This is a genomic window from Thermanaeromonas sp. C210 (assembly GCF_013167955.1).
In the GTDB taxonomy this organism is placed as follows: Bacteria; Bacillota; DSM-521; order Neomoorellales; family Neomoorellaceae; genus UBA12545.
Genome location: NZ_BLWF01000002.1, coordinates 86,905 through 108,341, shown reverse-complemented (window position 1 = coordinate 108,341; position 21,437 = coordinate 86,905). Strand labels below are relative to the sequence as shown.

General features: G+C 57.0%; 21 protein-coding genes and 1 riboswitch. All 21 genes read left to right on the top strand.

The annotated features are described in order from the left end of the window. Positions 1–40: 40 nt before the first annotated feature. The gene (locus TAMC210_RS04630; protein WP_173297651.1) at positions 41–1,081 is read left to right on the top strand and encodes a rod shape-determining protein; all 1,041 of its coding nucleotides are present in this window, start codon (positions 41–43) and stop codon (positions 1,079–1,081) included. Between the two features lie 15 nt (positions 1,082–1,096). Beyond that, positions 1,097–2,029: a rod shape-determining protein MreC gene (gene mreC / locus TAMC210_RS04625; protein ID WP_173297650.1), complete on the top strand. Its 933-nt coding sequence runs from the start codon at positions 1,097–1,099 to the stop codon at positions 2,027–2,029. Next, complete coding sequence (gene mreD / locus TAMC210_RS04620; RefSeq protein ID WP_173297649.1) at positions 1,941–2,450, top strand: rod shape-determining protein MreD; 510 nt, start codon at positions 1,941–1,943, stop codon at positions 2,448–2,450. Before mreC ends, mreD begins: the two co-directional genes overlap by 89 nt. Next, positions 2,411–4,483 (top strand): penicillin-binding protein 2, encoded by a 2,073-nt coding sequence (gene mrdA, locus TAMC210_RS04615; RefSeq protein WP_173297648.1) that lies wholly within the window; start codon positions 2,411–2,413, stop codon positions 4,481–4,483. The genes mreD and mrdA overlap by 40 nt, the downstream gene beginning before the upstream one ends. 205 nt (positions 4,484–4,688) lie before the next feature. After that, positions 4,689–5,126 carry a septum site-determining protein MinC gene (gene minC, locus TAMC210_RS04610; protein ID WP_173297647.1) on the top strand — a complete coding sequence of 146 codons (438 nt, stop codon included), beginning with the start codon at positions 4,689–4,691 and terminating at the stop codon, positions 5,124–5,126. Further along, positions 5,119–5,913, top strand: a complete 795-nt coding sequence (gene minD / locus TAMC210_RS04605; RefSeq protein ID WP_173297646.1) for a septum site-determining protein MinD — start codon at positions 5,119–5,121, stop codon at positions 5,911–5,913. Before minC ends, minD begins: the two co-directional genes overlap by 8 nt. A 14-nt stretch (positions 5,914–5,927) precedes the next feature. Continuing rightward, entirely contained in the window at positions 5,928–6,224 is a 297-nt protein-coding gene (gene minE / locus TAMC210_RS04600; protein WP_173297645.1) for a cell division topological specificity factor MinE, read from the top strand. A gap of 113 nt (positions 6,225–6,337) precedes the next feature. Continuing rightward, positions 6,338–7,474, top strand: a complete 1,137-nt coding sequence (gene rodA / locus TAMC210_RS04595) for a rod shape-determining protein RodA (RefSeq protein WP_173297644.1) — start codon at positions 6,338–6,340, stop codon at positions 7,472–7,474. 114 nt (positions 7,475–7,588) lie between these two features. Then, a complete protein-coding gene (groES, locus tag TAMC210_RS04590; protein WP_173297643.1) occupies positions 7,589–7,873 on the top strand; it encodes a co-chaperone GroES in 285 nt (94 codons plus the stop codon). Between the two features lie 45 nt (positions 7,874–7,918). Beyond that, entirely contained in the window at positions 7,919–9,532 is a 1,614-nt protein-coding gene (gene groL / locus TAMC210_RS04585; protein WP_173297642.1) for a chaperonin GroEL, read from the top strand. A 238-nt stretch (positions 9,533–9,770) separates the two neighbouring features. Further along, positions 9,771–9,881: riboswitch (TPP riboswitch) on the top strand. 156 nt (positions 9,882–10,037) lie between these two features. Further along, entirely contained in the window at positions 10,038–10,652 is a 615-nt protein-coding gene (thiE, locus tag TAMC210_RS04580; protein ID WP_254388516.1) for a thiamine phosphate synthase, read from the top strand. A 45-nt stretch (positions 10,653–10,697) separates the two neighbouring features. Further along, complete coding sequence (thiS, locus tag TAMC210_RS13270; RefSeq protein ID WP_217267266.1) at positions 10,698–10,898, top strand: sulfur carrier protein ThiS; 201 nt, start codon at positions 10,698–10,700, stop codon at positions 10,896–10,898. A 63-nt stretch (positions 10,899–10,961) separates the two neighbouring features. Next, positions 10,962–11,744, top strand: a complete 783-nt coding sequence (locus TAMC210_RS04575) for a thiazole synthase (RefSeq protein ID WP_217267265.1) — start codon at positions 10,962–10,964, stop codon at positions 11,742–11,744. 13 nt (positions 11,745–11,757) lie between these two features. Then, positions 11,758–13,155, top strand: a complete 1,398-nt coding sequence (hydG, locus tag TAMC210_RS04570) for a [FeFe] hydrogenase H-cluster radical SAM maturase HydG (RefSeq protein ID WP_254388515.1) — start codon at positions 11,758–11,760, stop codon at positions 13,153–13,155. Positions 13,156–13,435: 280 nt separating this feature from the next. Further along, a complete protein-coding gene (locus TAMC210_RS04565; protein ID WP_173297640.1) occupies positions 13,436–14,185 on the top strand; it encodes a M23 family metallopeptidase in 750 nt (249 codons plus the stop codon). Between the two features lie 3 nt (positions 14,186–14,188). Continuing rightward, positions 14,189–15,064, top strand: a complete 876-nt coding sequence (locus TAMC210_RS04560; protein ID WP_173297639.1) for a peptidase M50 — start codon at positions 14,189–14,191, stop codon at positions 15,062–15,064. Between the two features lie 333 nt (positions 15,065–15,397). Beyond that, on the top strand, positions 15,398–17,317 hold the full coding sequence (locus TAMC210_RS04555; RefSeq protein WP_173297638.1) for a TIGR03960 family B12-binding radical SAM protein: 1,920 nt from the start codon (positions 15,398–15,400) through the stop codon (positions 17,315–17,317). Continuing rightward, entirely contained in the window at positions 17,301–17,954 is a 654-nt protein-coding gene (locus TAMC210_RS04550) for a TIGR03936 family radical SAM-associated protein (protein WP_173297637.1), read from the top strand. Before TAMC210_RS04555 ends, TAMC210_RS04550 begins: the two co-directional genes overlap by 17 nt. Positions 17,955–18,174: 220 nt before the next feature. Then, positions 18,175–18,918, top strand: coding sequence for a GntR family transcriptional regulator (locus TAMC210_RS04545; protein ID WP_173297636.1), 744 nt, complete (start codon positions 18,175–18,177; stop codon positions 18,916–18,918). 160 nt (positions 18,919–19,078) lie between these two features. Further along, the gene (locus TAMC210_RS04540) at positions 19,079–19,843 is read left to right on the top strand and encodes an SDR family NAD(P)-dependent oxidoreductase (protein ID WP_173297635.1); all 765 of its coding nucleotides are present in this window, start codon (positions 19,079–19,081) and stop codon (positions 19,841–19,843) included. A 362-nt stretch (positions 19,844–20,205) separates the two neighbouring features. Then, positions 20,206–21,375 carry a sugar ABC transporter substrate-binding protein gene (locus TAMC210_RS04535; protein WP_173297634.1) on the top strand — a complete coding sequence of 390 codons (1,170 nt, stop codon included), beginning with the start codon at positions 20,206–20,208 and terminating at the stop codon, positions 21,373–21,375. The last annotated feature ends 62 nt before the right edge of the window (positions 21,376–21,437 follow it).

Here is a 21,437-nt window from a genome sequence, read left to right as displayed (position 1 = left end):
AGATATAGACCTTAAAGCGTACGAGGAAGGAGCATGATTTATGGTATTCTCCCGGGACATCGGGATTGATTTAGGTACGGCCAATACCCTCGTTTATGTGAGGGGCAAAGGTATCGTCCTGCACGAGCCCTCCGTGGTGGCCATCCGGAGGGGAAACGGGCAGGTGCTAGCCGTGGGAGAAGCGGCCAAGAAGATGATAGGACGCACACCGGGCGACATTGTGGCTATAAGGCCTTTAAAGGACGGAGTTATAGCCGACTTTGATGTAACCCAGAGCATGCTGCGTTACTTTATCCAAAAGGCCATTCCCAAGGGTTTCTTTGTCCGGCCCCGGGTGGTGGTCGGCGTGCCTTCGGGCGTCACTGCCGTGGAAGAGAGGGCCGTACGTGAAGCCGCCATTCAGGCAGGGGCCAAGGAGGCCTATCCCATCGAGGAGCCCATGGCCGCGGCCATCGGTGCCGGGCTGCCGGTCTACGAGCCCACCGGCAATATGATTGTAGACATCGGCGGGGGCACCACGGAAGTGGCCGTAATTTCCCTGGGAGGTATCGTCACCAGCCGCTCTATTCGCATGGGCGGAGATGAAATGGATGAAGCCATTGCCCAGCATATTAAGCGCAACTACAATCTAATGATCGGTGAGCGTACAGCCGAAGAGATAAAAATGGAAATAGGTGCGGCTTATTTTGGCGATACTCCGGAGGACGAAGCCCGGAGCACGCGCACCTACTCCGTCCGGGGACGGGATTTGGTGACCGGTCTGCCCAAAACAATTGAGGTGTCCGCGGAAGAAATCAAGGAAGCCCTGGCCGAACCGGTGGCCGCCATCCTGGAAGCCATTAAAGTATGTCTGGAACGGACGCCCCCCGAACTGGCAGCGGACCTTATGGACCGGGGAATAGTTATGGCTGGCGGGGGTTCACTGCTCTGGGGACTGGACAGGCTGGTCAGCCAGGAAACGGGTATGCCGGTCCACATGGCCGAGGATCCCCTGACGGCCGTCGTTATAGGCACCGGCAAAGTTTTGGAGAACCTGGAGGAATTGAAGCGGGTACTCTTTGCGGCACGGCGCTCGGGTTAAGAGAGGTGTTATTTATTGCGGTGGCTTTGGCGGAGGTTGCTTCCCCTCCTTGGTCTGGGGCTGGCTGCTGGGATGTTAATCTTTATCCTCCGCTGGTCGGTAGCCGGGGGGAGCACCTTCAGGTTGGCCGGGGGAATTCTAAAGGAAATGGTGGCACCGGTGGCCGGGGCTGCGACTTGGGTGGGACACAGGGGCCAAAGCCTGTGGGAAAATATCTTGCATATGGGCCGCTTGCAGGAGGAAAACGAGCGCTTAAAAAGGCAGGTTGCCGAATTACAAGGCCGGCTTGCCCAGATGGAAGAATATCGCCTGGAGAACGAACGGTTACAACAAGTGCTGGCATATAGAGATGCCACCAAGGAACGATGGCAGTTAAAAGTTGCCCCGGTTATAGGCCGCAATCCCGACAATTGGTTTAGCACCCTTACCCTGGGTATTGGGTCGGAGGAAGGGGTGCGGCAAGATCAAGTCGTGATTACCCCGGCAGGGGTGGTAGGCCGTATCATCCGGGTCAGCCCCCGGACGGCCGAGGTGCTGTTGCTCCTCGACCGGGAAGGAGCGGTGGGGGGCATGGTACAATCTACCCGCCTCCCGGGGGTAGTGGAGGCCAGCTCGGACTACCGGGGCTACTTGCAGATGATCCACCTGGCCCACGATGCCCCCGTTGCCAAGAACGATGTGATCGTCACTTCGGGCCTGGGGGGGATTTTCCCGAAGGGTCTGCTCATCGGTACGGTGGTAGAAGTCTTGCCGGAGACCGGGGGCTTGCTTAAGAGAGCCCTTATCGCGCCGGCAGTAGATTTCCACCGTCTGGAAGAAGTTATGGTGATTACCGAGGTTTTCGGGGGGGTGGCGGAGGATGCAGGTGGTAGTCTGGCTACTGGCGGGGATGGGCGCTCTGATTCTGGAAGCCACCCTAATGGAATTCTTCAAGATAGCCGGCGTTAAACCGGACTTGTTGCTGATCCTGCTCCTGTTTTATGCCCTGGAAACCGGGGCAGGCCGGGGGGCAGTCGTGGGGCTGCTCTACGGCCTGATGGAAGATCTTTATGTCGGCCGATTGCTGGGCTTTAACGCCCTGATCAAGATGCTGTTGGGCTACCTTCTGGGTTGGGGCAGGGATAGGTTAAATGTGGACAATCCCTGGGTACCTGTCAGCCTGGCCTGGGGAGCCAGCCTGGCCGCCGGAGTTATGTTTTTGCTCCTGTGCCCCTTGGGGGGAATGGACTATCCCTGGTCGGCAGCCTTGACCACTGTAATATTGCCTGCTTCTATTTATAACGCTTCTCTGGCCTTCGTAGGCCAGGGCCTTTCCCGGAGGAGAGCAGAGTGGGTAGCCAGGAAAAGGAACCATGGAAGCTTAACCTGAACCGCCGCCTACAGGGCTACTTAGCCTTCTTGGTTCTCGTTTTCTTAGTCCTGGCAGGGCGGCTTTTCTTTCTCCAGGTGGTAAATGCCCATGAATTCGCCCGGCAGTCGGCTGAAAACAGCATCCGGCTTATTCCCATCGAAGCCCGGCGGGGGGATATTCTGGACCGCCAGGGGAGGGTCCTGGCCACCAGCCAACCTGTGTATGCCATTACCCTGACCAATGTTCCCGGGCAGGATATGTCGCCCGTTATAGAGAAGCTAGCCCGCCTCTTGGAAGATCCCGAACTGACGCCGGAGGTTATCGCCGAAAAACTGAAGAACAATCCGTATCGCTATGAACCGGTAGTGGTTAAGCGATTGCCTGCCGGTCCCGAGAGCATGGCTGTAATTACTAGGCTGGAGGAAAGGCGACCGGAGCTGCCGGGTGTCAATATCACCACGGAACCCCAGCGGTTTTATCCCAACGGCCCCCTGGCCGGACACCTATTAGGTTTTGTGGGCCAGATAACCCAGGAGGAGTTGGAACAGCGGCGGTCGGATAATTACCGCTTCAACGACAAAATCGGTAAAAGCGGCATTGAACGCTACCTGGAGTATGAAAAACGCGGTGATCTTCGCATAGGCCTGAGGGGGCAGGATGGCGCGGAGCAGGTAGAAGTCAACGCCTTCAATCGCAAGATCCGAGATCTCTTTACCATTCCTCCGGCTCCGGGAGATAACGTGGAGCTGACTCTGGATCTGGATCTCCAGAAGACCCTGGAAGAGGCCATGGACCGGGTTATTGCCGAGACCAAGAAAAAGAATCCCAAGGCCGGCGCCGGGGCGGCAGTAGTGCTGGACGTTAAGACGGGGGCTATTCTGGCCATGGCCAGCAAGCCTGATATGGATCCCAACGATTTTGTCACCGGTGCCTTTTCCGAGAAACAGGCTTACTACAACGATCCCCGCCTCAAACCCATGTTTAACCGTGCGGTCCAGGGCACCTACCCCCCCGGCTCCACTTTTAAGCCTATTACGGCTATCGCCGCCCTTCTGGCCGGGGTTGACCCCGATTACAGGATAGATTGCAGGGGCCGATATTGGAAAGCAGGGGGGATCAGCTGCTGGAGCAGCCATGGCCCGGTGGACCTGGAAAAAGCCCTGGCCGTTTCATGCAATACCTACTTCCAGTGGGCCGGAGAACAGGCCGGCATTGACCTGGTGAACCGGGTGGCCGCCCAGTTCGGTCTGGGGAGCCCTACCGGTGCCGTAGGTATTCTGGGGGAGGCCAAGGGCATTCTGCCTTCTCCGGAATGGAAGAAGACCGTCAATGGGGCAGCCCTGGAGAACTGGTTGGCCAAGGAGCAGGAAAAAATCGAGCAGAAATACCGAGAGGTTTTAGCTTCCGCCGACGAAGAGGAGAGGGAGCGCTTGTTGCGGCAGAAAGAGCAGGAGCTGGGTGCCCTAAAGGCCAGATTCGACATAACCTTCAACTTTGAGACTAACTGGCAGCCCTTTGACACGTACAATACGGTAATCGGCCAGGGAGCCAACAATTATACTGTGCTCCAGCTCGCCAACTACGTGGCCACCCTGGCTAACGGCGGCACCCGGTGGCGGCCTTATCTGGTAAAGCGGGTGGTGTCCCCGGAAGGTGAGGTTAAGTTGGAATTCGGTCCGGAAGTGGCACAAAAAGTTGATATTCCGGCCGAAATTTTAGAAGAGGTTCGGCGGGGGATGCTGGCTGTGACCCAGCCGGGCGGTACGGCTTCCTTTCTCTTCGCCGATTTCCCGTCCCACCTCAAGGTGGGGGCTAAGACCGGGACGGCCCAGACCGGCCTGGCCGGTGACGACCTCAGCCGCGATTTTTACGGAACCTTTATCGCCTTTGCTCCCTACGACGATCCTCAGATCGCCTTTGCCGGGATCATAGAATACGCGAGCCATGGCGGCGACTCAGCGGGAATAGTGGCCCGGGAGGTCTTTGCCCGTTATTTCGGTTTGACCGACCAGCTTTCGGACGCCGAGCTGGCCGGAAGAGCCACCGAATAAACCGACGCCGCACCTGTGGGTGTTCCCGAAATTCGACAGGAGGGGATACTGTACCCGGTCCTGGGCCGGAAGATCCTCCCTTCTTGTCGTATTTTCCGGAAAAGGAGATAAAAAAAGCTCCCGGCTTTTTGCCTCCTACGGCAGGATTTACCTTATAACACGTAGAAAGAAAAAATCATCATGCGTGCTTAACGGAGGAGAGTATATGCCTTCGGGAGGAACGCTGGCACTGGGGAAGTCCCGCTGTGGGCCCGGACATACGTTACTAGTGCGGCGTACGGTGCGCTCGGGTCAGCGCATCGACTATCCGGGTAATATGGTAATTATGGGCGACGTCAATCCCGGCGGTGAGGTGGTGGCCGGGGGGCACGTCATCGTCATGGGCGCTCTGAAAGGTATTGTCCACGCTGGGGCCGAGGGAGATGAGGGGGCGGTGGTTATTGCCTTCGACCTGCGGCCCACCCAGCTGAGGATAGCAGGATATATTGCCCGGCCGCCGGATGTTGAGGACAAGCCAACCCGACAACCCGAAATTGCCAGGGTGCAGGACGGGACGGTGATCATCGAACGATACCAACCTGGCGGAGAAAGGCGCTTCCTAAACTCAGGTAATACCACGAAAGAGGAGGAACAAGATGGGTGAGGTTATAGTCATTACCTCGGGCAAGGGCGGCGTAGGGAAAACGACTACTACGGCTAATCTGGGCACCGGACTAGCCCTTCTCGGCAAAAGGGTGGTTATGGTAGATACGGACATAGGGCTGCGGAATCTGGATGTGGTGCTGGGACTGGAGAACCGCATAGTCTACGATCTGGTGGACGTGGTGGAAGGAAGGTGCCGTCTGAAACAGGCATTGATCAAGGATAAAAGGCTGGAGAATCTTTACCTTCTGCCGGCCAACCAGACCAGGGACAAGACGGCCGTTACCCGACACCAGATGATGGACCTGTGCGACCAGCTAAAAGAAGATTTTGATTTTGTGCTGATCGACTGCCCGGCCGGCATTGAAATGGGCTTTAAGAATGCCATTGCCGGAGCGGAAAAGGCCGTTGTGGTGACTACGCCGGAAGTGGCGGCCGTGCGCGATGCCGATCGTATCATCGGCCTGCTGGAAGCGGCAGAAATGGAGGCGCCGCGCCTCATAATCAATCGCGTACGGCCGGACATGGTCCGCCGCGGAGATATGATGGATATCGACGATATGCTGGAGATCCTGGCCATTGACCTCCTGGGAGTGGTGCCGGAGGACGAGATGATCGTGGTTTCCACCAACAAGGGGGAACCGGCTATTCTGGACAAACGTTCCCGGGCCGGACAGGCCTACCACAACATTTCCCGCCGTCTCCTGGGTGAAGAAGTACCCCTGCTGAATCTGGAGGGCAATGAAGGTATCGTGGCCAAATTGAGGAAGCTCTTTGGCCTAGGTTAAGGGGGGACCTACCGGTGTTAGATTTCCTGTTGCGTTTTTTTGGACGCGAAACGAGCTCCAGCAAGAAGGTGGCCAAGGAGCGGCTGCGCTTGGTGCTGGTCCACGACCGGGTAGGGGTATCGCCTCACCTGCTGGAGGCCTTGAAGGAAGACTTGATTAAGGTTATTTCCGAGTACCTGGAGATCGACGCCGCCGGGCTGGAAGTTAGTTTGAGCCGGGAAAACGATACGGTTGCTCTGGTGGCCAACATTCCCATCCTCCGCATCAAGCGAACCTTTAAGGCCAGCGGCGAACAAAGCGTTACATACTAGCCCTCTGGAGTATAAACGAGGCACGCCACCGTATGAAAGAAAGTCAGGCCCCGCGAAGCTACCGGCGGGGCTTGCTTTTTTGTATAATTAGAGGGACAAGGTGGCGAAAGAAGATGTTTAACCGCAAACTATGGCGCAACTTAGATTATGTTTTGGTAGCCACTGTGCTGGCCATTTTAAGTATCAGCCTCCTGGTCCTGGACAGTGCGGCCGCCAGCATAACCTCGCGACCCGACTATTACGTTAAAAAGCAAATGATGGTTATCGCCCTGGGATTGATAGGTATCCTGGCGGCTTTGGCCATAGATTACCAGCAGCTTAAGCGGTATCGGTTACCCCTGTACGTCTTCAACCTCCTATTGCTGGCTTCAGTTTTCGTTATAGGCAGTGAGGCCAAGGGAGCCCAGCGCTGGATCGATCTAGGATTTTTCCAGTTTCAACCCTCGGAGTTCAGTAAGCTAATGGTTATTATCACTCTGGCCAGTTTGTTGGATGGCCGCCAGGGTAAATTAAACCGTCTGAGGGATCTGTTGGTCCCCTTTCTGCATGTGGCCGGGCCCATGCTCCTGGTACTCAAACAGCCCGACCTGGGAACCGCTCTGGTGTTCGTGGCCATTCTGGGGGGCATGCTATATGTGGCCGGCGTGAATTCACGCCTTTTCTTTGCTTTAGTTGGGGGAGTTGCTTTGGCCACCGGCCTGGCCCTTTACGCGCACTTCAACTGGGGCATGCCCTTGCCTCTGGAGGAGTACCAGCTCAAAAGGTTGGTGGTCATGCTAGATCCCTATAACGACGGAGAAGGGGGTCGTGGAGCCGGTTACCACATTATCCAGTCCCAGGTAGCCATCGGCTCTGGCGGCCTCTGGGGCAAAGGGCTACACCAGGGTTCCCAGGTCCAGCTCAATTTTCTACCTGAGCACCACACCGACTTTATCTTTTCGGTGGTAGGAGAAGAACTCGGGTTCTTTCGCACCCTGGGGGTGCTAGCCCTGTATTTCCTGCTCCTTTACCGGATGATCCGCATCGCCAACCAGGCCAAGGACTTTTTCGGTGCCCTCCTGGTTACCGGGGTTTGCTGCATGTTTACCTTTCATGTGCTGGTCAATGTGGGCATGACCATAGGCATCATGCCGGTGACCGGCATTCCTCTCCCCCTTTTCAGCTACGGCGGCAGTTCTATGCTGACCAACTTGTTGGCCCTGGGTATAGTGATCAACGTAAATTTGCGCAGGCAAAAAATTCTTTTTTAGAACCGCGACCTATTGACAAGCAGAAAGCCCATGTATTAATATAATATTTGGCTGTTAGCACTTACCTCAGGTGAGTGCTAACAAAATTTGTACGCTGAAGGGAGGATAACTTCTATGCTCCGGCCTCTTGGCGATCGGGTGGTAATCAAGGTAGTTTCGACCGAGGAAAAGACCCAAGGAGGCATTGTTCTGCCGGACACCGCTAAGGAGAAGCCCCAGGAAGGGGAAGTGGTGGCAGTAGGTCCGGGCCGGATCTTGGACAACGGTACGCGGGTGGCGCCTGAAGTTAAGGTGGGTGACCGGGTGGTCTTTGCCAAGTACAGCGGAACTGAGGTCAAAGTGGACGGGCAGGAATACCTGATCATCCGCGATAGCGATATTCTGGCCGTGAAAGAATAAATTCAGCGGGCGATATGACACCTTAAAAGGAGGTTGGGACACACTATGGCCGCTAAACAATTAGCCTTTGACGTAGAAGCGCGGCGAGCCCTGGAACGGGGTGTCAATACTGTGGCCCAGGCCGTCAAGGTTACGTTGGGCCCCAAGGGTCGCAACGTCGTCCTGGAACGCAAGTTCGGTTCGCCGGTTATAACGAAAGACGGCGTAACGGTGGCCAAGGAAATCGAATTGAAGGACCCCATGGAGAACATGGGCGCCCAGCTCTGCCGGGAAGTGGCTTCCAAGACCAATGACGTAGCCGGCGACGGCACCACGACGGCGACGGTCCTGGCCCAGTCCATTATGCTGGAGGGCCTCAAGAACGTCACGGCGGGGGCCAATCCCATTTTCATTAAGAGGGGCATCGACCGGGCCGTGGACGCCGTGGTGGAAGAGATTAAGAAGATGAGCATTGCGGTGGAGTCCAGGGAAAGCATTGCCCACGTGGCCTCCATTGCTGCCAATGATACGGGCATCGGCGAGCTCATTGCCGAAGCTATGGAGAAGGTGGGCAAGGACGGCGTGATAACCGTCGAAGAGTCCAAGGGCACCACCACCACCGTAGACGTAGTTGAAGGTATGGAGTTCGACCGCGGATACATCTCCCCCTACTTTGTAACTAATGCCGAGGCCATGGAAGTGGAGCTGGAAGAGCCCTATATACTTATCCACGAAAAGAAAATCTCGGCCATTAACGACCTGCTCCCCCTGCTGGAGAAGGTCGTCCGGACGGGCAAACCCCTTTTGATCATTGCGGAAGATGTAGAAGGCGAAGCCCTGGCCACCCTGGTGGTCAATAAGCTGCGGGGCACTTTGTCTTGCGCTGCGGTGAAGGCTCCGGGCTTCGGTGACCGGCGCAAGGCCATGCTGGAGGATATTGCCATCCTCACCGGTGGCACCTTCATTTCCGAAGATCTCGGCGTTAAGCTGGAAAACGTGGAGCTCCAAATGCTGGGCCGGGCCAAGAAAGTCAAGATCGCTAAGGAAAAGTGCACCATCGTGGAAGGCTACGGCAGCAAGGACGCTGTAGCCGGCCGGGTGGCCCAGATCAAGAAGCAGATCGAAGAGACGGATTCCGACTATGACCGTGAGAAGCTTCAAGAGCGCTTGGCCAAATTGGCCGGCGGCGTAGCGGTTATCAAGGTCGGGGCGGCTACGGAAACCGAGCTTAAGGAGAAGAAGCACCGCGTGGAGGATGCCCTGGCGGCTACGCGGGCGGCCGTGGAGGAAGGCATTGTGCCGGGCGGCGGAGCGACCCTCATCCACTGCATCCAGGTGCTGGATAAGATCGAGGCCGACGGCGACGAGGCAGTGGGCGTAAGGATTGTTAAGAGGGCTCTCGAGGAGCCGTTGCGGCAGATTTGCGCCAATGCCGGTCTGGAAGGCTCGGTAATTGTGGAGCGCGTCAGGAGCGAAAAGCCGCCCATCGGCTTCGACGTGGTAACCGAGCAGTATGTGGACATGATTAAGGCCGGTATCGTGGATCCTGCTAAGGTTACCCGCAGTGCCCTGCAGAATGCGGCCAGCATCGCCTCCATGCTGCTGACCACCGAGGCTCTCGTGGCCGAAATTCCCAAGGAAGAGAAGAACCAGCCCATGCCGCCCAACATGGATTACTAAAAACTGCCGGGCAATAAAAGGATACCCTCGCGAGGAGGGTATCCTTTTTTACTTTTTTACGCCCCCCACGGGGGCGGAGGACGGGACAGGAAGGGTGTATAGAAATTGAAAAGGAGAGGGAAAAGCACGAAAAGGGCGGAAAGAGGGCCTGTATGGGGCAAGAAACGGCCGCTGGAGCTGGCGACGGGATTTGCCGGGCCGGGCTAGGAGAGTTAAAATAAATTCTAATATAATAGTGTATTTGACAACGGGGAGCTCCTGTTAGGGGCTGAGAAAGGGCTAGTGAGCACCTGACCCGCTGAACCTGTTCAGGATAATGCCTGCGGAGGGAAAAGAAAGCCGGTGATTTAAGGGTGTACTTTCCTTGCGGAGGTGCACCCTTTTTATCTTTATGGCGGACGGCAGGGAAGCCGTGCTTCGTATCCGTTCCTTGCATGGCCGGCTGCGGGAAAACGACCAAGCCCTCGCAGGGGATAGAAGTCGGCCTGGAAGGGGGTGATGACGGGTGGCCTGGCTATATGTAATAAGCAACCAACAGCTTACCCGGTATCCCCTGGAGGTTATGGCGGCTAAACTGGAAGGAGTAGACTTTTTCCAATTACGGGAAAAGAACCTTCCTGCAAGCGAGCTCTACCGGCTGGCCTGCAAGCTGCGAAGGGCGTTGCCGGCGAACACCAGGCTTCTAATCAACGACCGGGTGGATATAGCCATGGCGGCAGGGCTGGACGGCGTACATTTGGGGCAGCGCTCTCTTCCGGTGGAAGCGGCCAGGAGGCTACTGGGGCCCAACGCCCTCATCGGGGTATCCGTACACAACCGGGGAGAAGCTTTGACGGCTGCCCGGAGTGGCGCCGACTACCTGCTCTTCGGCCATGTATTTGCCACCGATTCCAAGAAGGGTTTGCCGCCCCGGGGGTTAGAGGCCCTGGGGGAAGTTGCAGGGGAGATTGGTATACCAGTGTTGGCCCTGGGCGGGGTTACCGTGGAGAGGGTGGAGGCCTGCCTGGCGGCGGGGGCCAGCGGAGTGGCCGTCATGTCGGCCGTTATGGCTGCTACTGATCCTGCAGCGGCGGTCAGGGAGTTCCGCCGGGCCTTGGACGGGGATAGAGGAGGGACGTGAGCTCGGGGAGGATAAGCCGAAAAGAAAAGGAGGGTTGCAAGAAAGATGCAGATTATGGTGAATGGTGAGAAAAGGGAGGTCCACCCGGGCACGACCGTGGCCGGGCTGCTCCGGCAACTGGGTATCGACTATCGTTATATGGCCCTGGAGCGCAATCGGGCCATCGTACCCAAGCAGGAGTACGAGAAGGTGGTGTTGCAGGAAGGGGATGAGATCGAGATCGTCCGTTTTGTAGGAGGCGGTTAATATGTCCCCCCTTTCAGGCAGACCAGGGGGAAAAGGTTAAATAGCTTTGAGGAGGTTTAAGAGATGACGGATAAATTAGTAATTGCCGGCAGGGAATTCAATTCCCGTCTAATGGTAGGTACCGGTAAGTATTCCAGTATGGAAGTTATGCAGAAGGCTATAGAGGCCTCAGGAGCTGAAATTGTTACCGTAGCGGTGAGGCGCCTAAACCTGGGCAGCAATGAGCCTTCCATTTTGGATTATCTGGATTTAAAGAAGATCACTCTACTGCCTAATACCGCCGGGGCCTATACGGTGGATGAAGCGGTACGGCTGGCCAGGCTGGCCCGGGAAGCCGGTCTTTCGGATATGATCAAGCTGGAAGTTATAGGGGATGAAGAAACCCTACTTCCTGATCCGGTAGCCACCATTGAGGCCACCCGCATACTGGTGCAGGAAGGGTTCATTGTGCTGCCCTACACTACCCAGGACCCGGTGGTGGCTCGGCGCCTGGTGGAAGCCGGGGCCGCCACGGTCATGCCCCTCGGGTCGCCCATCGGTTCTGGCCAGGGGCTGCCTAACTTCGAACATATTAAACTCATCATCGATCGGGTAAACGTACCCGTAATAGTGGACGCGGGCATCGGCGCTCCCTCAGACGCGGCCCTGGCCATGGAGATCGGCGCCGATGCCTGCCTTATCAATACGGCCATTGCCCAGGCCCGAGACCCCGTCCTCATGGCCGAAGCCATGAAGCAGGCGGTGGAGGCCGGCCGCAAAGGGTTCCTGGCCGGTCGCATACCCAAGAGGCCTTATGCCAGCCCCAGCAGCCCCACGGAGGGCATGATAGGCCGGCCCAAAGCCTGAAGGGGAGATGGAATTGGCTACCATAAAACCAGAGGCGAACTGGGACCCTACCTCTATCGTAAATCCCCACGATTTAGAGCAGTTGGTGGAGAGCCCGCCGCCCTCTTCGGCGGCCCTGGAGGATATCTTGCGCAAAGCCAGAAACTTGAGGGGACTAACCCTCGAAGAGGCGGCCTCCCTTCTCAACTTGAGGGACGAACACCTCCTAACCCAGGTCTATGCTGCGGCAGGAGAGGTCAAGGAGAAAGTATACGGGCGGCGCATCGTTTTGTTTGCCCCCCTCTATATCAGCAACCGCTGTAGCAATAATTGCCTCTACTGCGGCTTCCGGCGGGATAATCGCCAGCTTAAACGCAGGGCCTTGACCCCGGAGGAGATAGGACGTGAAGCGAAGGCCCTGGCCGAGAAAGGCTTTAAGCGCGTACTACTGGTATCCGGTGAGGGCCGGGAGGGGAGGGACGTAGACTATCTGGTGGAGGCCATTAAGGCGGTTTACCGCTATTCCCCCTTGAGAATAGTCCATATTAATGTGGCTCCCCAGACGGTGGCCAATTTCCGCCGGCTAAAGGAAGCGGGGGCGGGGGTATACCAGTGTTTTCAGGAAACCTACCACCCACCCACTTATATAGCCATGCATCCAAGTGGTGTCAAAGCAGATTACGGATGGCGCCTGACGTGCATGCACCGCGCCATGCAGGCAGGCTTCGGTGATGTAGGCATCGGCCCTCTGCTCGGGCTTTATGATTACCGTTTCGAGGTCCTAGCCACCCTGAGCCATGCCGCAGCCCTGGAGAGGGAATTCGGAGCTGGCCCCCACACCGTTTCCGTACCCCGGCTGCGGCCGGCCCTGGGAGCAGTTCTGACCGGGGTACCCTATCCCTTGAGCGACGTCGATTTTCGCAAAGTGGTGGCCGTTTATCGTCTAGCCCTGCCCTACGTGGGAATAGTGCTCTCCACCCGGGAGCGACCGGAGCTCCGGGATGAACTGATTAATATAGGGGTTTCCCAGATGTCGGCAGGGTCCTGTGTAAGTCCCGGTGGCTATGCCCGGGCGGGGGAACCGGCAGCTCAATTCGAGGTAGACGACCACCGCCCCTTGGAGGACATTTTGCAGGTCATCTTGGACGGCGGGCGACTGCCCAGTTTTTGCACTGCTTGTTACCGGGCAGGCCGGACGGGTGCCCGGTTTACGGGGCTGGCCCGGCAGGGACGCATACAAGACTTCTGCCTCCCCAACGCCCTACTGAGCTTTAAAGAATACCTGCTGGAGAGGGCGCCCCTTCATCTGCGGGAACGGGGCGAAAGGGTAATACGGGCCGGCCTGGCGGTAATAAAGGAGGAATCTTTGCGCCGGGCCACGGAGGAGAAACTCGAACAACTGGAACAGGGATACCGGGACCTATATTTCTAGGTTCGGGGCCCCCGGGGACCGGGCTAGAGGCTCGGACCCGGGGTCTCGGCGCCGGTGTTTCCTGCCCTGGGGCGGCGCAGGCCTTCGATGGGGTATAGTCCCATAGGGCCGGGAATTGCTCGCGTGCCGCAAACCGGAGAAGTCTGCCGGCAGGCGGTTGGACCTTCCTCGGCGTCCACAGGAAAGATAGCAGTGCCCGGCTGACGGACCGGCAGGCATAGTCCGGCAGGACATGCATAAACATTAGATAGAAACATGCCTGTCCGGGAGGCCGCGACTAATGCGTTATGATTGGGATTGGGACGACTTTAAGGGTGCACCCCTGGGGGAATTCAAAGGTCCCGGCCGCGCCTTGCCGCCATCTCGCTTTTCCCGGCAGCTGTTAAAACAGACTCTGGCTGCCGGCTTGCTTTTCTTGGCCATTACTCTGGTTTTCCGCCTGGAAGGAGAGGGAGCGGGTCAACTCCAGGCGGCCCTGCGCTACTACTTGCGGGACCCGTCCTCGGACCAGACCTGGCAGGTGGGCCAGGTCATGAGGAATGCCCTGTGGCTGGATGCCTTCGACCGCTGGGTCTTCCACGATTTTCAAGGGGAACAGGATTCCCTGCCCGCCTTCAGACCCCAGGAGCAAAGGGATTATCCCCCTATGGCCGTGCCGGTCTCGGGTGAAATCATTAAACCCTACGGTTGGCTACCGGCCGAGGAGGGCCAGCCCCAGCAGTTCCACAAGGGCATAGATATAAAGGCTGCGGGAGACAGCCCTGTACGGGCGGTTATGGATGGCCGGGTCATCCGGGCCGGGGAAGACCCTATCCTCGTGCGGGTGGTGGAAATCGATCATGGCGGTGGTCTGGTGACGGTATACGGTACCCTGGGAAAGATCTACGTTCGTCCGGGACAGACGGTTAAGCAGGGAGATACCATCGCAGTTCTGGCTTCGGGCTCCACGGTCCAGCTCCATTTTGAAGTGCGGGAGAACGGCCAGGCAGTAGACCCCATGCTGTATCTGGCTCCGGCTGAGAAAATTTAAGCCATGCGCCTGGGACAAGTAGCCGGGATCAACCTGGTAGTGAATGACTATTTCTTGTTGCTCCTGGGGGTTTATTTCCTGCTGGGGGTTTTGCCCCAGGCTGTACTGCTTTTTTTGGCCGTTGCCTGGCATGAAGCCTGGCACGTGCTTGCAGCGCGTAGAGTGGGCTTTATCCCCGGGAAGGTAGAGTTATTCCCCTTTGGCGGCGTGGCCCGCTTTGCGGCCCCGCTGGCCTTTTACCCCCACCAAGAAGCTCGCATAGCCCTGGTCGGGCCTATAGGAAGTTTAACCCTTGCTCTGATTACGGAGCTGGTGGGCCGGCTCATGGGGAGGGAGGGGGAACCCTGGCTGGCCTTCTTTATTCAGGCCAATTTACTGCTGGGTTTTTTCAATCTTTTCCCGGGTCTGCCCTTGGACGGCGGTCGCCTTTACCGTAGCTGGCGGACCTGCCGAGTGGGGGCGGGCCGAGCTACCCTGGAAGGCGCTGTGCTGGGTCAGGCTCTGGCGTTACTCCTGGCCGTGGGAGGCATAGTCGGGTTCTGCCTGCGGGTCACCGACTTGCAGAGCGTCATCCTGGCCCTTTTCATTTTCCGAGAAGCTAGCCGGGAAAAGGAGGTAGCCCCTTATTTGTTTTGGCGTCAGTTCTGGCGCGGGTACCCCCCGGAGGAACGGAAGATCCTGGGCGAGGCTTGGCTGTTAGCCGCAAGGGAAGGAGAGCCCGTGATCCGAATTGTGAAGCGGTTTAAGCCCAGGAAATACAACCTGGTAGCGGTAATCGGTTCCGGAGGCCGGGTATTAGGCCTGGTGGGCGAAGGAGAGGTGCTTAAGGCCCTTTATGACGGAGGATCTGGCGAACCTATCGGCAAACTGCTACGGTAGGCGTACTCTCCCTTCCTTTGCCTTGGCGCGGCGAAAGAAGTCCGGCGCACCCCAGTTTTGGTCTCCAGCCTGCCTGGCTTGGGGCCGCTCCGGAAACCCTCACCGGCAAGACAACCGCTTATCTCAAGGCTCCGGTGGGCTACCCGGCAGAGTCCAAGATCCTGCCTCAGTTGCCCGCCCTGGGCTTCTCATGGCCTCGGCCCACCGCCGAGCTAAAGTTCGGCAATACCGCTGGGGTTGAGTGGCTCACCGCCAGGCCCAAGCAGACCTTCCATGTAAAGGCCAGGCATAAATGAGTGAAAGGTATATTGCCGCCGAGATTTTTGCTATACTATGAAGTGGTCTCGTGACTTTTCGTTTAAGGAGACAGGACCATTGCAGGAATATATAAGAGAGAAAATACTGCCCCGGGTAGAAAAGCCGTCCCGCTATTTGGGAACAGAGTGGAATAGCGTACATAAGGATTGGGATAAGACCCCGGTGCGCATGGCCTTTGCCTTTCCGGACTTATACGAAGTGGGTATGTCCCACCTCGGATTGGCCGTCCTCTACGGAGCGGTAAACGAAAGGGAAAACATGCTTATGGAGCGGGTCTTCGCTCCGGGGCCGGACCTGGCCGGGATCTTGAAGCAGGAGGGGCTCCCCCTCTTTTCCCTGGAGTCTCACCGACCGTTGGCCGAGTTCGACGTTGTCGGCTTTACTCTCCAGTATGAGCTGAGCTATACCACCGTACTCCATATGTTGGACCTGGCCGGCATACCCTTATTGGCCGCCGAGCGCCGCTCCGGCCATCCTCTGGTGATCGGGGGCGGACCCTGCGCTTGTAATCCCGAGCCCCTGGCCCCTTTCTTCGATTGTTTCGTTTTAGGGGACGGCGAAGAGGTACTCCCTTCGCTGTTGGAGATCGTGGCCGAACTTAAGGATTCCCCCGCCTCGCGTACAGACCGGGCGGAATTCCTGCGCCGGGCCGCTGCCTTGCCGGGGGTCTACGTGCCGTCCTTTTACGAGGTCGGTTACCGGCAGGACGGGACTGTAGCCGAGATAAGGACCGTGAGGCCCGAAGCTCCGCCAAGGGTAAGGAAAGCGGTGGTGGACGACCTGGACCGGGCCTATTTCCCCACGCGGCCCATCGTGCCCTATCTGGAGGTGGTCCACGACCGCATTATGCTGGAGGTGATGCGGGGCTGCACCCGGGGATGCCGCTTCTGCCAGGCCGGAGCCATTTACCGGCCGGTGCGGGAGAGGGATGTGGAGGTGCTGCTGCGCCAGGCGGCGGAGCTGGTCCGGCACACGGGGTATGAGGAAATCTCCCTCACCTCCCTCAGCACGGCTGATTATTCCTGCATCGAAGCCCTGGCGCGGTCCCTGGCGGAGGCCTACGCTTCCCGGGGCATCGCGGTTTCCCTCCCTTCTCTGCGGGTGGACGCCTTCAGCGTGAGGCTGGCCCAGGCCCTCCAGCGGTTCCGCAAGAAGAGCACCCTCACCTTTGCTCCGGAGGCCGGAAGCCAGCGCCTGCGGGATGTGATCAATAAGGGAGTAACGGCCGAGGATCTTCTTTCAGCCACCGGCGAGGCCTTTGCCGCCGGTTGGCACCATATTAAACTCTATTTTATGATCGGATTGCCTACGGAAACCGACGAGGATCTGGAGGGAATAGGAGAGCTGGCCCGGCAGGTGTTGGAACAGGGGCGGCGGTTAAGCAAGGGCAAAAAGCCCACGGTTACCGTAAGCGTTTCTTCCTTCGTCCCCAAACCCCATACCCCTTTTCAGTGGGAGCCCCAGGACGGCTTAAAAGAACTAAAGGAGAAACAGGGTTTCCTGCGATCCCGCCTCAAAGGTCCCGGCCTGCAGTTCAGCTGGCACCAGCCGGAGATGAGCTTCCTGGAGGCAGTCTTGGCCAGGGGTGACCGGCGGCTGGCCCCGGTTATCCTGGAGGCCTGGCGAAGGGGAGCCAGACTGGAAGGGTGGTCGGAACACTTCCGCTACGAGATATGGCAAAGGGCCTGGGAAAACGCCGGGGTAGATCCCGCCTTTTACGCCTACCGGCGCAGGGATTATGACGAAAAACTCCCCTGGGATCACCTGGATTTCGGTGTAAGCAAAAGATTTCTCCAAGAAGAGCACCGCCGGGCCATGGCGGGGGAAGTAACCCGGGATTGTCGTTCGGGGCGGTGTGCGGCCTGCGGGGTATGTCCCGGACTGAACGTGCGCTTGCAGCTAAAGGGGGAGGGGCGTCTTGCGGCTGCGGATTAAATTCGCGAAGCGAGGAGAGGGGCGTTTCTTGAGCCAGCTGGAAGTAATGCGCGCCTTCCAGCGGGCTGCGCGGCGGGCGGATCTTCCCCTGGCTTTGAGCCAAGGTTTTAATCCCCATCCACGTATATCCTTCGGACCGGCCCTGGCCGTGGGCCTGGAAAGCGAGGCGGAATATCTCGACCTGGAGCTGGCGGAACCCATGGAGGCGAGGGAAGTCTTGAAGGCCCTCGCAGGCCAGCTGCCCCTAGGGCTCGAGGTTCTGACCATCAGGGCCCTTTCACCCGGCGAGCCCACCCTGGGAGAAGCCGTCCGCTGTGCTGCCTACCGGGTGGAAGTGGAGGGACTGCCTCCCGGGGAGCTGCGCCAAAGATTGGATGCCCTCCTGGCTCAGGAAAAGGCCATCATCTGCCGGCGGACGAAAGAGGGACCCCGGCAGGTAGATATCCGGCCCGGCATTTACCGGGTGGACCTAGAGGGGCCCCATACCCTTGACATGCTTCTAGCCTGTGGTCCTCAAGGCACCGTTCGGCCCGAAGAGGTAGTAATGGCCTTGGATCCCCGCCTTACGGTTAAACATGCCCGCCGGACGGGGCTGTACACCGGCTGTGAAGGTAAATCGGCCGCTCCCCTGGATTAATTCCCATCTTTTATGCAGCACGATGTTGGGTAACCCTTGCCGGCATATTTTTTGTTTTTTCATAACGGAGCAGCAGGAATTTTGCCAAGGAGGGCGAATAATATAACATCAAGATGTAAACACAAGATGCTAACCGATGGAGAAGGGAAGGACGCGGCCGAGCAGCATGGCTTCTTAAGGAAAGCACTCCACAGACCAAATAGGGTAAGGAAGGGAGAACATGGCAGTTCACCGAGGCTTGAACATGGATCCCCGCATACCCCTCTACTATCAGCTGATGCAGGTGCTGCTCCAGGAGATCGAGGAAGGGAGGTATCAGCCCGGAGACCTTTTTCCCTCGGAGAATGAGTTGTGTGAGAGGTTTAGCGTAAGCCGGCCCACAGTACGCCAGGCCATAAACGAGCTCGTCCGGGAAGGCCTCTTGCACCGCGTGCGGGGCAAGGGAACCTTTGTATCCGAACCCAAGATCCAGCAGGATTTTTTTCAGCGGCTGGTCAGCTTTACCGAAGAAATGGAACAAAAGGGCCTCAGCGCTACTACTCAGGTGTTGGAGCTGGAGGTAGTGCCGGCCTCCAAGACGGTAGCTGCCTTTCTGTCTCTGGCCCATGAGGAACCGGTTTACCGTCTGGAGCGTCTGCGCCGGGTGGAGGGCACCCCCATTGTGGTGGTGACCACTTTCGTACCCCAGAAGTATTGCCCGAATCTTCATGAACACGACCTTAACAATAACTCCCTCTACAGGACCTTGGAGTCACGGTACGGTATTCGCGTATGCCGGGCTAGGCGCATTCTGGAGGTTATCGCTGCTACCGAGGAGCTGGCCAAGCTTCTGGAAACGGAAGTAGGTGCGCCCTTACAGCTTTCCAAATCGGTAGGCTGGGACCAGTATAACCGGGCCGTGGAGTTCTCTATTGCCCGTTACCGAGGAGATAGAAGCCAGTTCATCATAGAGCTGCGGCGGTAGGATATTTTTCGGCCGGCACCGGTGGTGCAGGATATGCTCAAACTGGTGGCAACGCAAGTTGCCCGGAGGGAGGAACGGCGAAAGGCTAATAAGAAAGAAATGTCTTATTTGTTCCTATTTGTTTAGGAAAATGCTCTTGGAAAAGGGGTGGTAAAATTCTATGAATCTTGATTTCGGGAATAAAGTAGTTGTAATTACGGGAGCCGGCCTGGGAATAGGCAGGGCGGCAGCTCGGATGTTTGCCAAACACGGTGCGAAGGTAGCAGTTATCGATCTGAACGAGGATCATGCCCGCAATACGGTGGAAGCCATAGGGGCAGAGGGAGGAACCGCAGCTTACTTTGTGGCAGATGTTTCCCAGGAGGAACAGGTCAAGAATTGCTTCCGCGGAGTTTTGGACAAGTGGGGACGGGTAGACGTCCTGATTAACAATGCGGGCATATACTACCAGGGTAAAATTACCGATACTCCCCTGGCCGTATGGGAAAAGGTGATGGCGGTTAACGTGCGCGGTGCTTACCTCTGTGCCCGGGAGGCCGTAGCCATCATGGAAAAGCAGGGTGGGGGGGTCATAATCAACGTAGCCTCGGAGGCGGGGTTGGTAGGCATTAAGGGACAAGTGGTGTACAACGTTTCCAAGGCCGCGCTAATCGGTCTCACTAGAAGTTTGGCAGTGGATCATGCTCCCGCTATAAGGGTGAACTGTCTATGCCCCGGAACCACGGCCACTCCGCTAGTAGAAGAATCAGTTCGACGCAGCGGAGACGCTGAAAAGGCGAGGAGGGAGCTGGAACAAATAAGGCCCATGAACAGATTGGGTTTGCCCGACGAACAAGCAGCCGCCCTTTTGTTCCTGGCTAGCCATGAGATTAGTTATGCTACAGGAGCCGTCCTGTGCGTTGACGGTGGATATACTGCCCAGTAAACCGCCATAAGAATCAAGTTTTCCCTGACAAAAGGCCGAGGGATAACAGAGATAAGAAGTAACCCAGAGATGGAAAGCAAATTATAACATCAGGATGTAAACACAATATAATATAATACTCCCGTTTTCGCTGAGGGGAGGGATGCTTGGTAGGTTTAAGCATAGGAGATTCCCGGTTCAGGTGAGTAGTAGGTAACCTAGGCTCTTACCGGAGGGCACCTCCAAATATCATTTAGTCGGAGGTGATGAGACTAAAGGGGCATTACTGCCGAACGTAATCACCTTTAACCGTTCGCGGGAAAGAGGAACTACATCTAAAACCTTCTAAAAGCAGGATATTTTAAGTTAGGAGGTCAGGCTCTATGTTTCCCAAGCGGCGGGTATTAATACCCATATTAGTGGTTTTTGCCTTACTGATATGGGTGGTCGGGTGTTCCAAGCAAGAGGCTTCACCTTCGGGCACTGCTCAAGGTGAATTCCAATTGCCGGACAAAATAGTTATCGGGTGGGCACCCCCTGATATTACCGGCGTCTTCAAAACGGCGCAAGATTACCTCGAGCGAGCGGCCAAGGATGCTCAGGAGAAGGCCGGGCTAAACGTGGAAGTCATAACGAGGGCGCCTTCGTCCCATACGGACTATGCCGCCCAGGTGGCTATTTTGGAAAACTTCATACAGCGTAAGGTGGATGCCATCGTAGTATCTCCCATAGACATCGAGCCCGTTAAACCGGTCATCAAACAGGCCAACGAAGCGGGGATCCCGGTTATCGTAGTAAATCTGCTAGAACCTATCGAAGGAATAGAGGTAGCCTCCTATATCGGTTTTGACAATGAACAAGCCGCCAGGGTGAGCGCCTACGCGGTATTAGATTATCTCGGAGGCCCGGGTGTCCTCGGAGAAGGAGAAAAAGTCGAAGTTTCTCCGGAAACCTATCTCGACGAGGAATGGTGGAAGAACCTTTATAAGGATGTAGATCCCAACAGCATAAAAGGAAAGGTGGCCATAATTGAGGGAGTGGCCGGCGACTTCTTTACTAATGCCCGCACCAGAGGTTTCAAGGAGGTAATAAGCAAATTCCCCAATGTGGAGATAGTTTCTGCTTTGCCTGCCGACTGGAATCGGGAAAAGGCGGTAAAGGCGGCCGAAAACATACTGCAGAACTTTAAAGACCTGGACGTGATCTGGGCGCAATGCGCCGAGATGGCCCTGGGCGCTAAAAATGCCGTTCAGGCCGCTAATAGGCAGAACGAGGTAGCCGTGTTCAGCAATGACGGTACTCCGGAGTCCGTCGATGAAATAAGGAAGGGAACCATAGTAGCCGAAACGTGGCACGGTTTCCCAGAATGGGGATGGTATGGTACCAAGTTTGCCGTTATGCTAAAGCTCGGCGTGCCGGTGCCCGAAATCTTTGACGTTCGGCCCAGAACGGAGTATAAGAATAATGCCGATATGTTTTACCCCAACCCCAAGTTAGAACCCATCGACTGGAACAAGATCATAGAAGAGGCTAAGGCTGCTAAGGCTAAATAGCTGCGGCAGGATATAACACCGGCCGAGGAGTAGGGAAGGGTACCCCCTACTCCTCGGCTTGA

Coding starts and splice junctions, on each gene's coding strand:
- minD (WP_173297646.1), top strand. CDS start 5,119: ATGGGTGAGGTTATAGTCATTACCTCGGGCAAGGGCGGCGTAGGGAAA.
- TAMC210_RS04560 (WP_173297639.1), top strand. CDS start 14,189: ATGCGCCTGGGACAAGTAGCCGGGATCAACCTGGTAGTGAATGACTAT.
- TAMC210_RS04545 (WP_173297636.1), top strand. CDS start 18,175: ATGGCAGTTCACCGAGGCTTGAACATGGATCCCCGCATACCCCTCTAC.
- TAMC210_RS04565 (WP_173297640.1), top strand. CDS start 13,436: ATGCGTTATGATTGGGATTGGGACGACTTTAAGGGTGCACCCCTGGGG.
- TAMC210_RS04575 (WP_217267265.1), top strand. CDS start 10,962: ATGACGGATAAATTAGTAATTGCCGGCAGGGAATTCAATTCCCGTCTA.
- thiS (WP_217267266.1), top strand. CDS start 10,698: ATGCAGATTATGGTGAATGGTGAGAAAAGGGAGGTCCACCCGGGCACG.
- groES (WP_173297643.1), top strand. CDS start 7,589: ATGCTCCGGCCTCTTGGCGATCGGGTGGTAATCAAGGTAGTTTCGACC.
- minC (WP_173297647.1), top strand. CDS start 4,689: ATGCCTTCGGGAGGAACGCTGGCACTGGGGAAGTCCCGCTGTGGGCCC.
- groL (WP_173297642.1), top strand. CDS start 7,919: ATGGCCGCTAAACAATTAGCCTTTGACGTAGAAGCGCGGCGAGCCCTG.
- TAMC210_RS04535 (WP_173297634.1), top strand. CDS start 20,206: ATGTTTCCCAAGCGGCGGGTATTAATACCCATATTAGTGGTTTTTGCC.
- TAMC210_RS04555 (WP_173297638.1), top strand. CDS start 15,398: ATGAAGTGGTCTCGTGACTTTTCGTTTAAGGAGACAGGACCATTGCAG.
- TAMC210_RS04630 (WP_173297651.1), top strand. CDS start 41: ATGGTATTCTCCCGGGACATCGGGATTGATTTAGGTACGGCCAATACC.
- TAMC210_RS04540 (WP_173297635.1), top strand. CDS start 19,079: ATGAATCTTGATTTCGGGAATAAAGTAGTTGTAATTACGGGAGCCGGC.
- rodA (WP_173297644.1), top strand. CDS start 6,338: ATGTTTAACCGCAAACTATGGCGCAACTTAGATTATGTTTTGGTAGCC.
- mreD (WP_173297649.1), top strand. CDS start 1,941: ATGCAGGTGGTAGTCTGGCTACTGGCGGGGATGGGCGCTCTGATTCTG.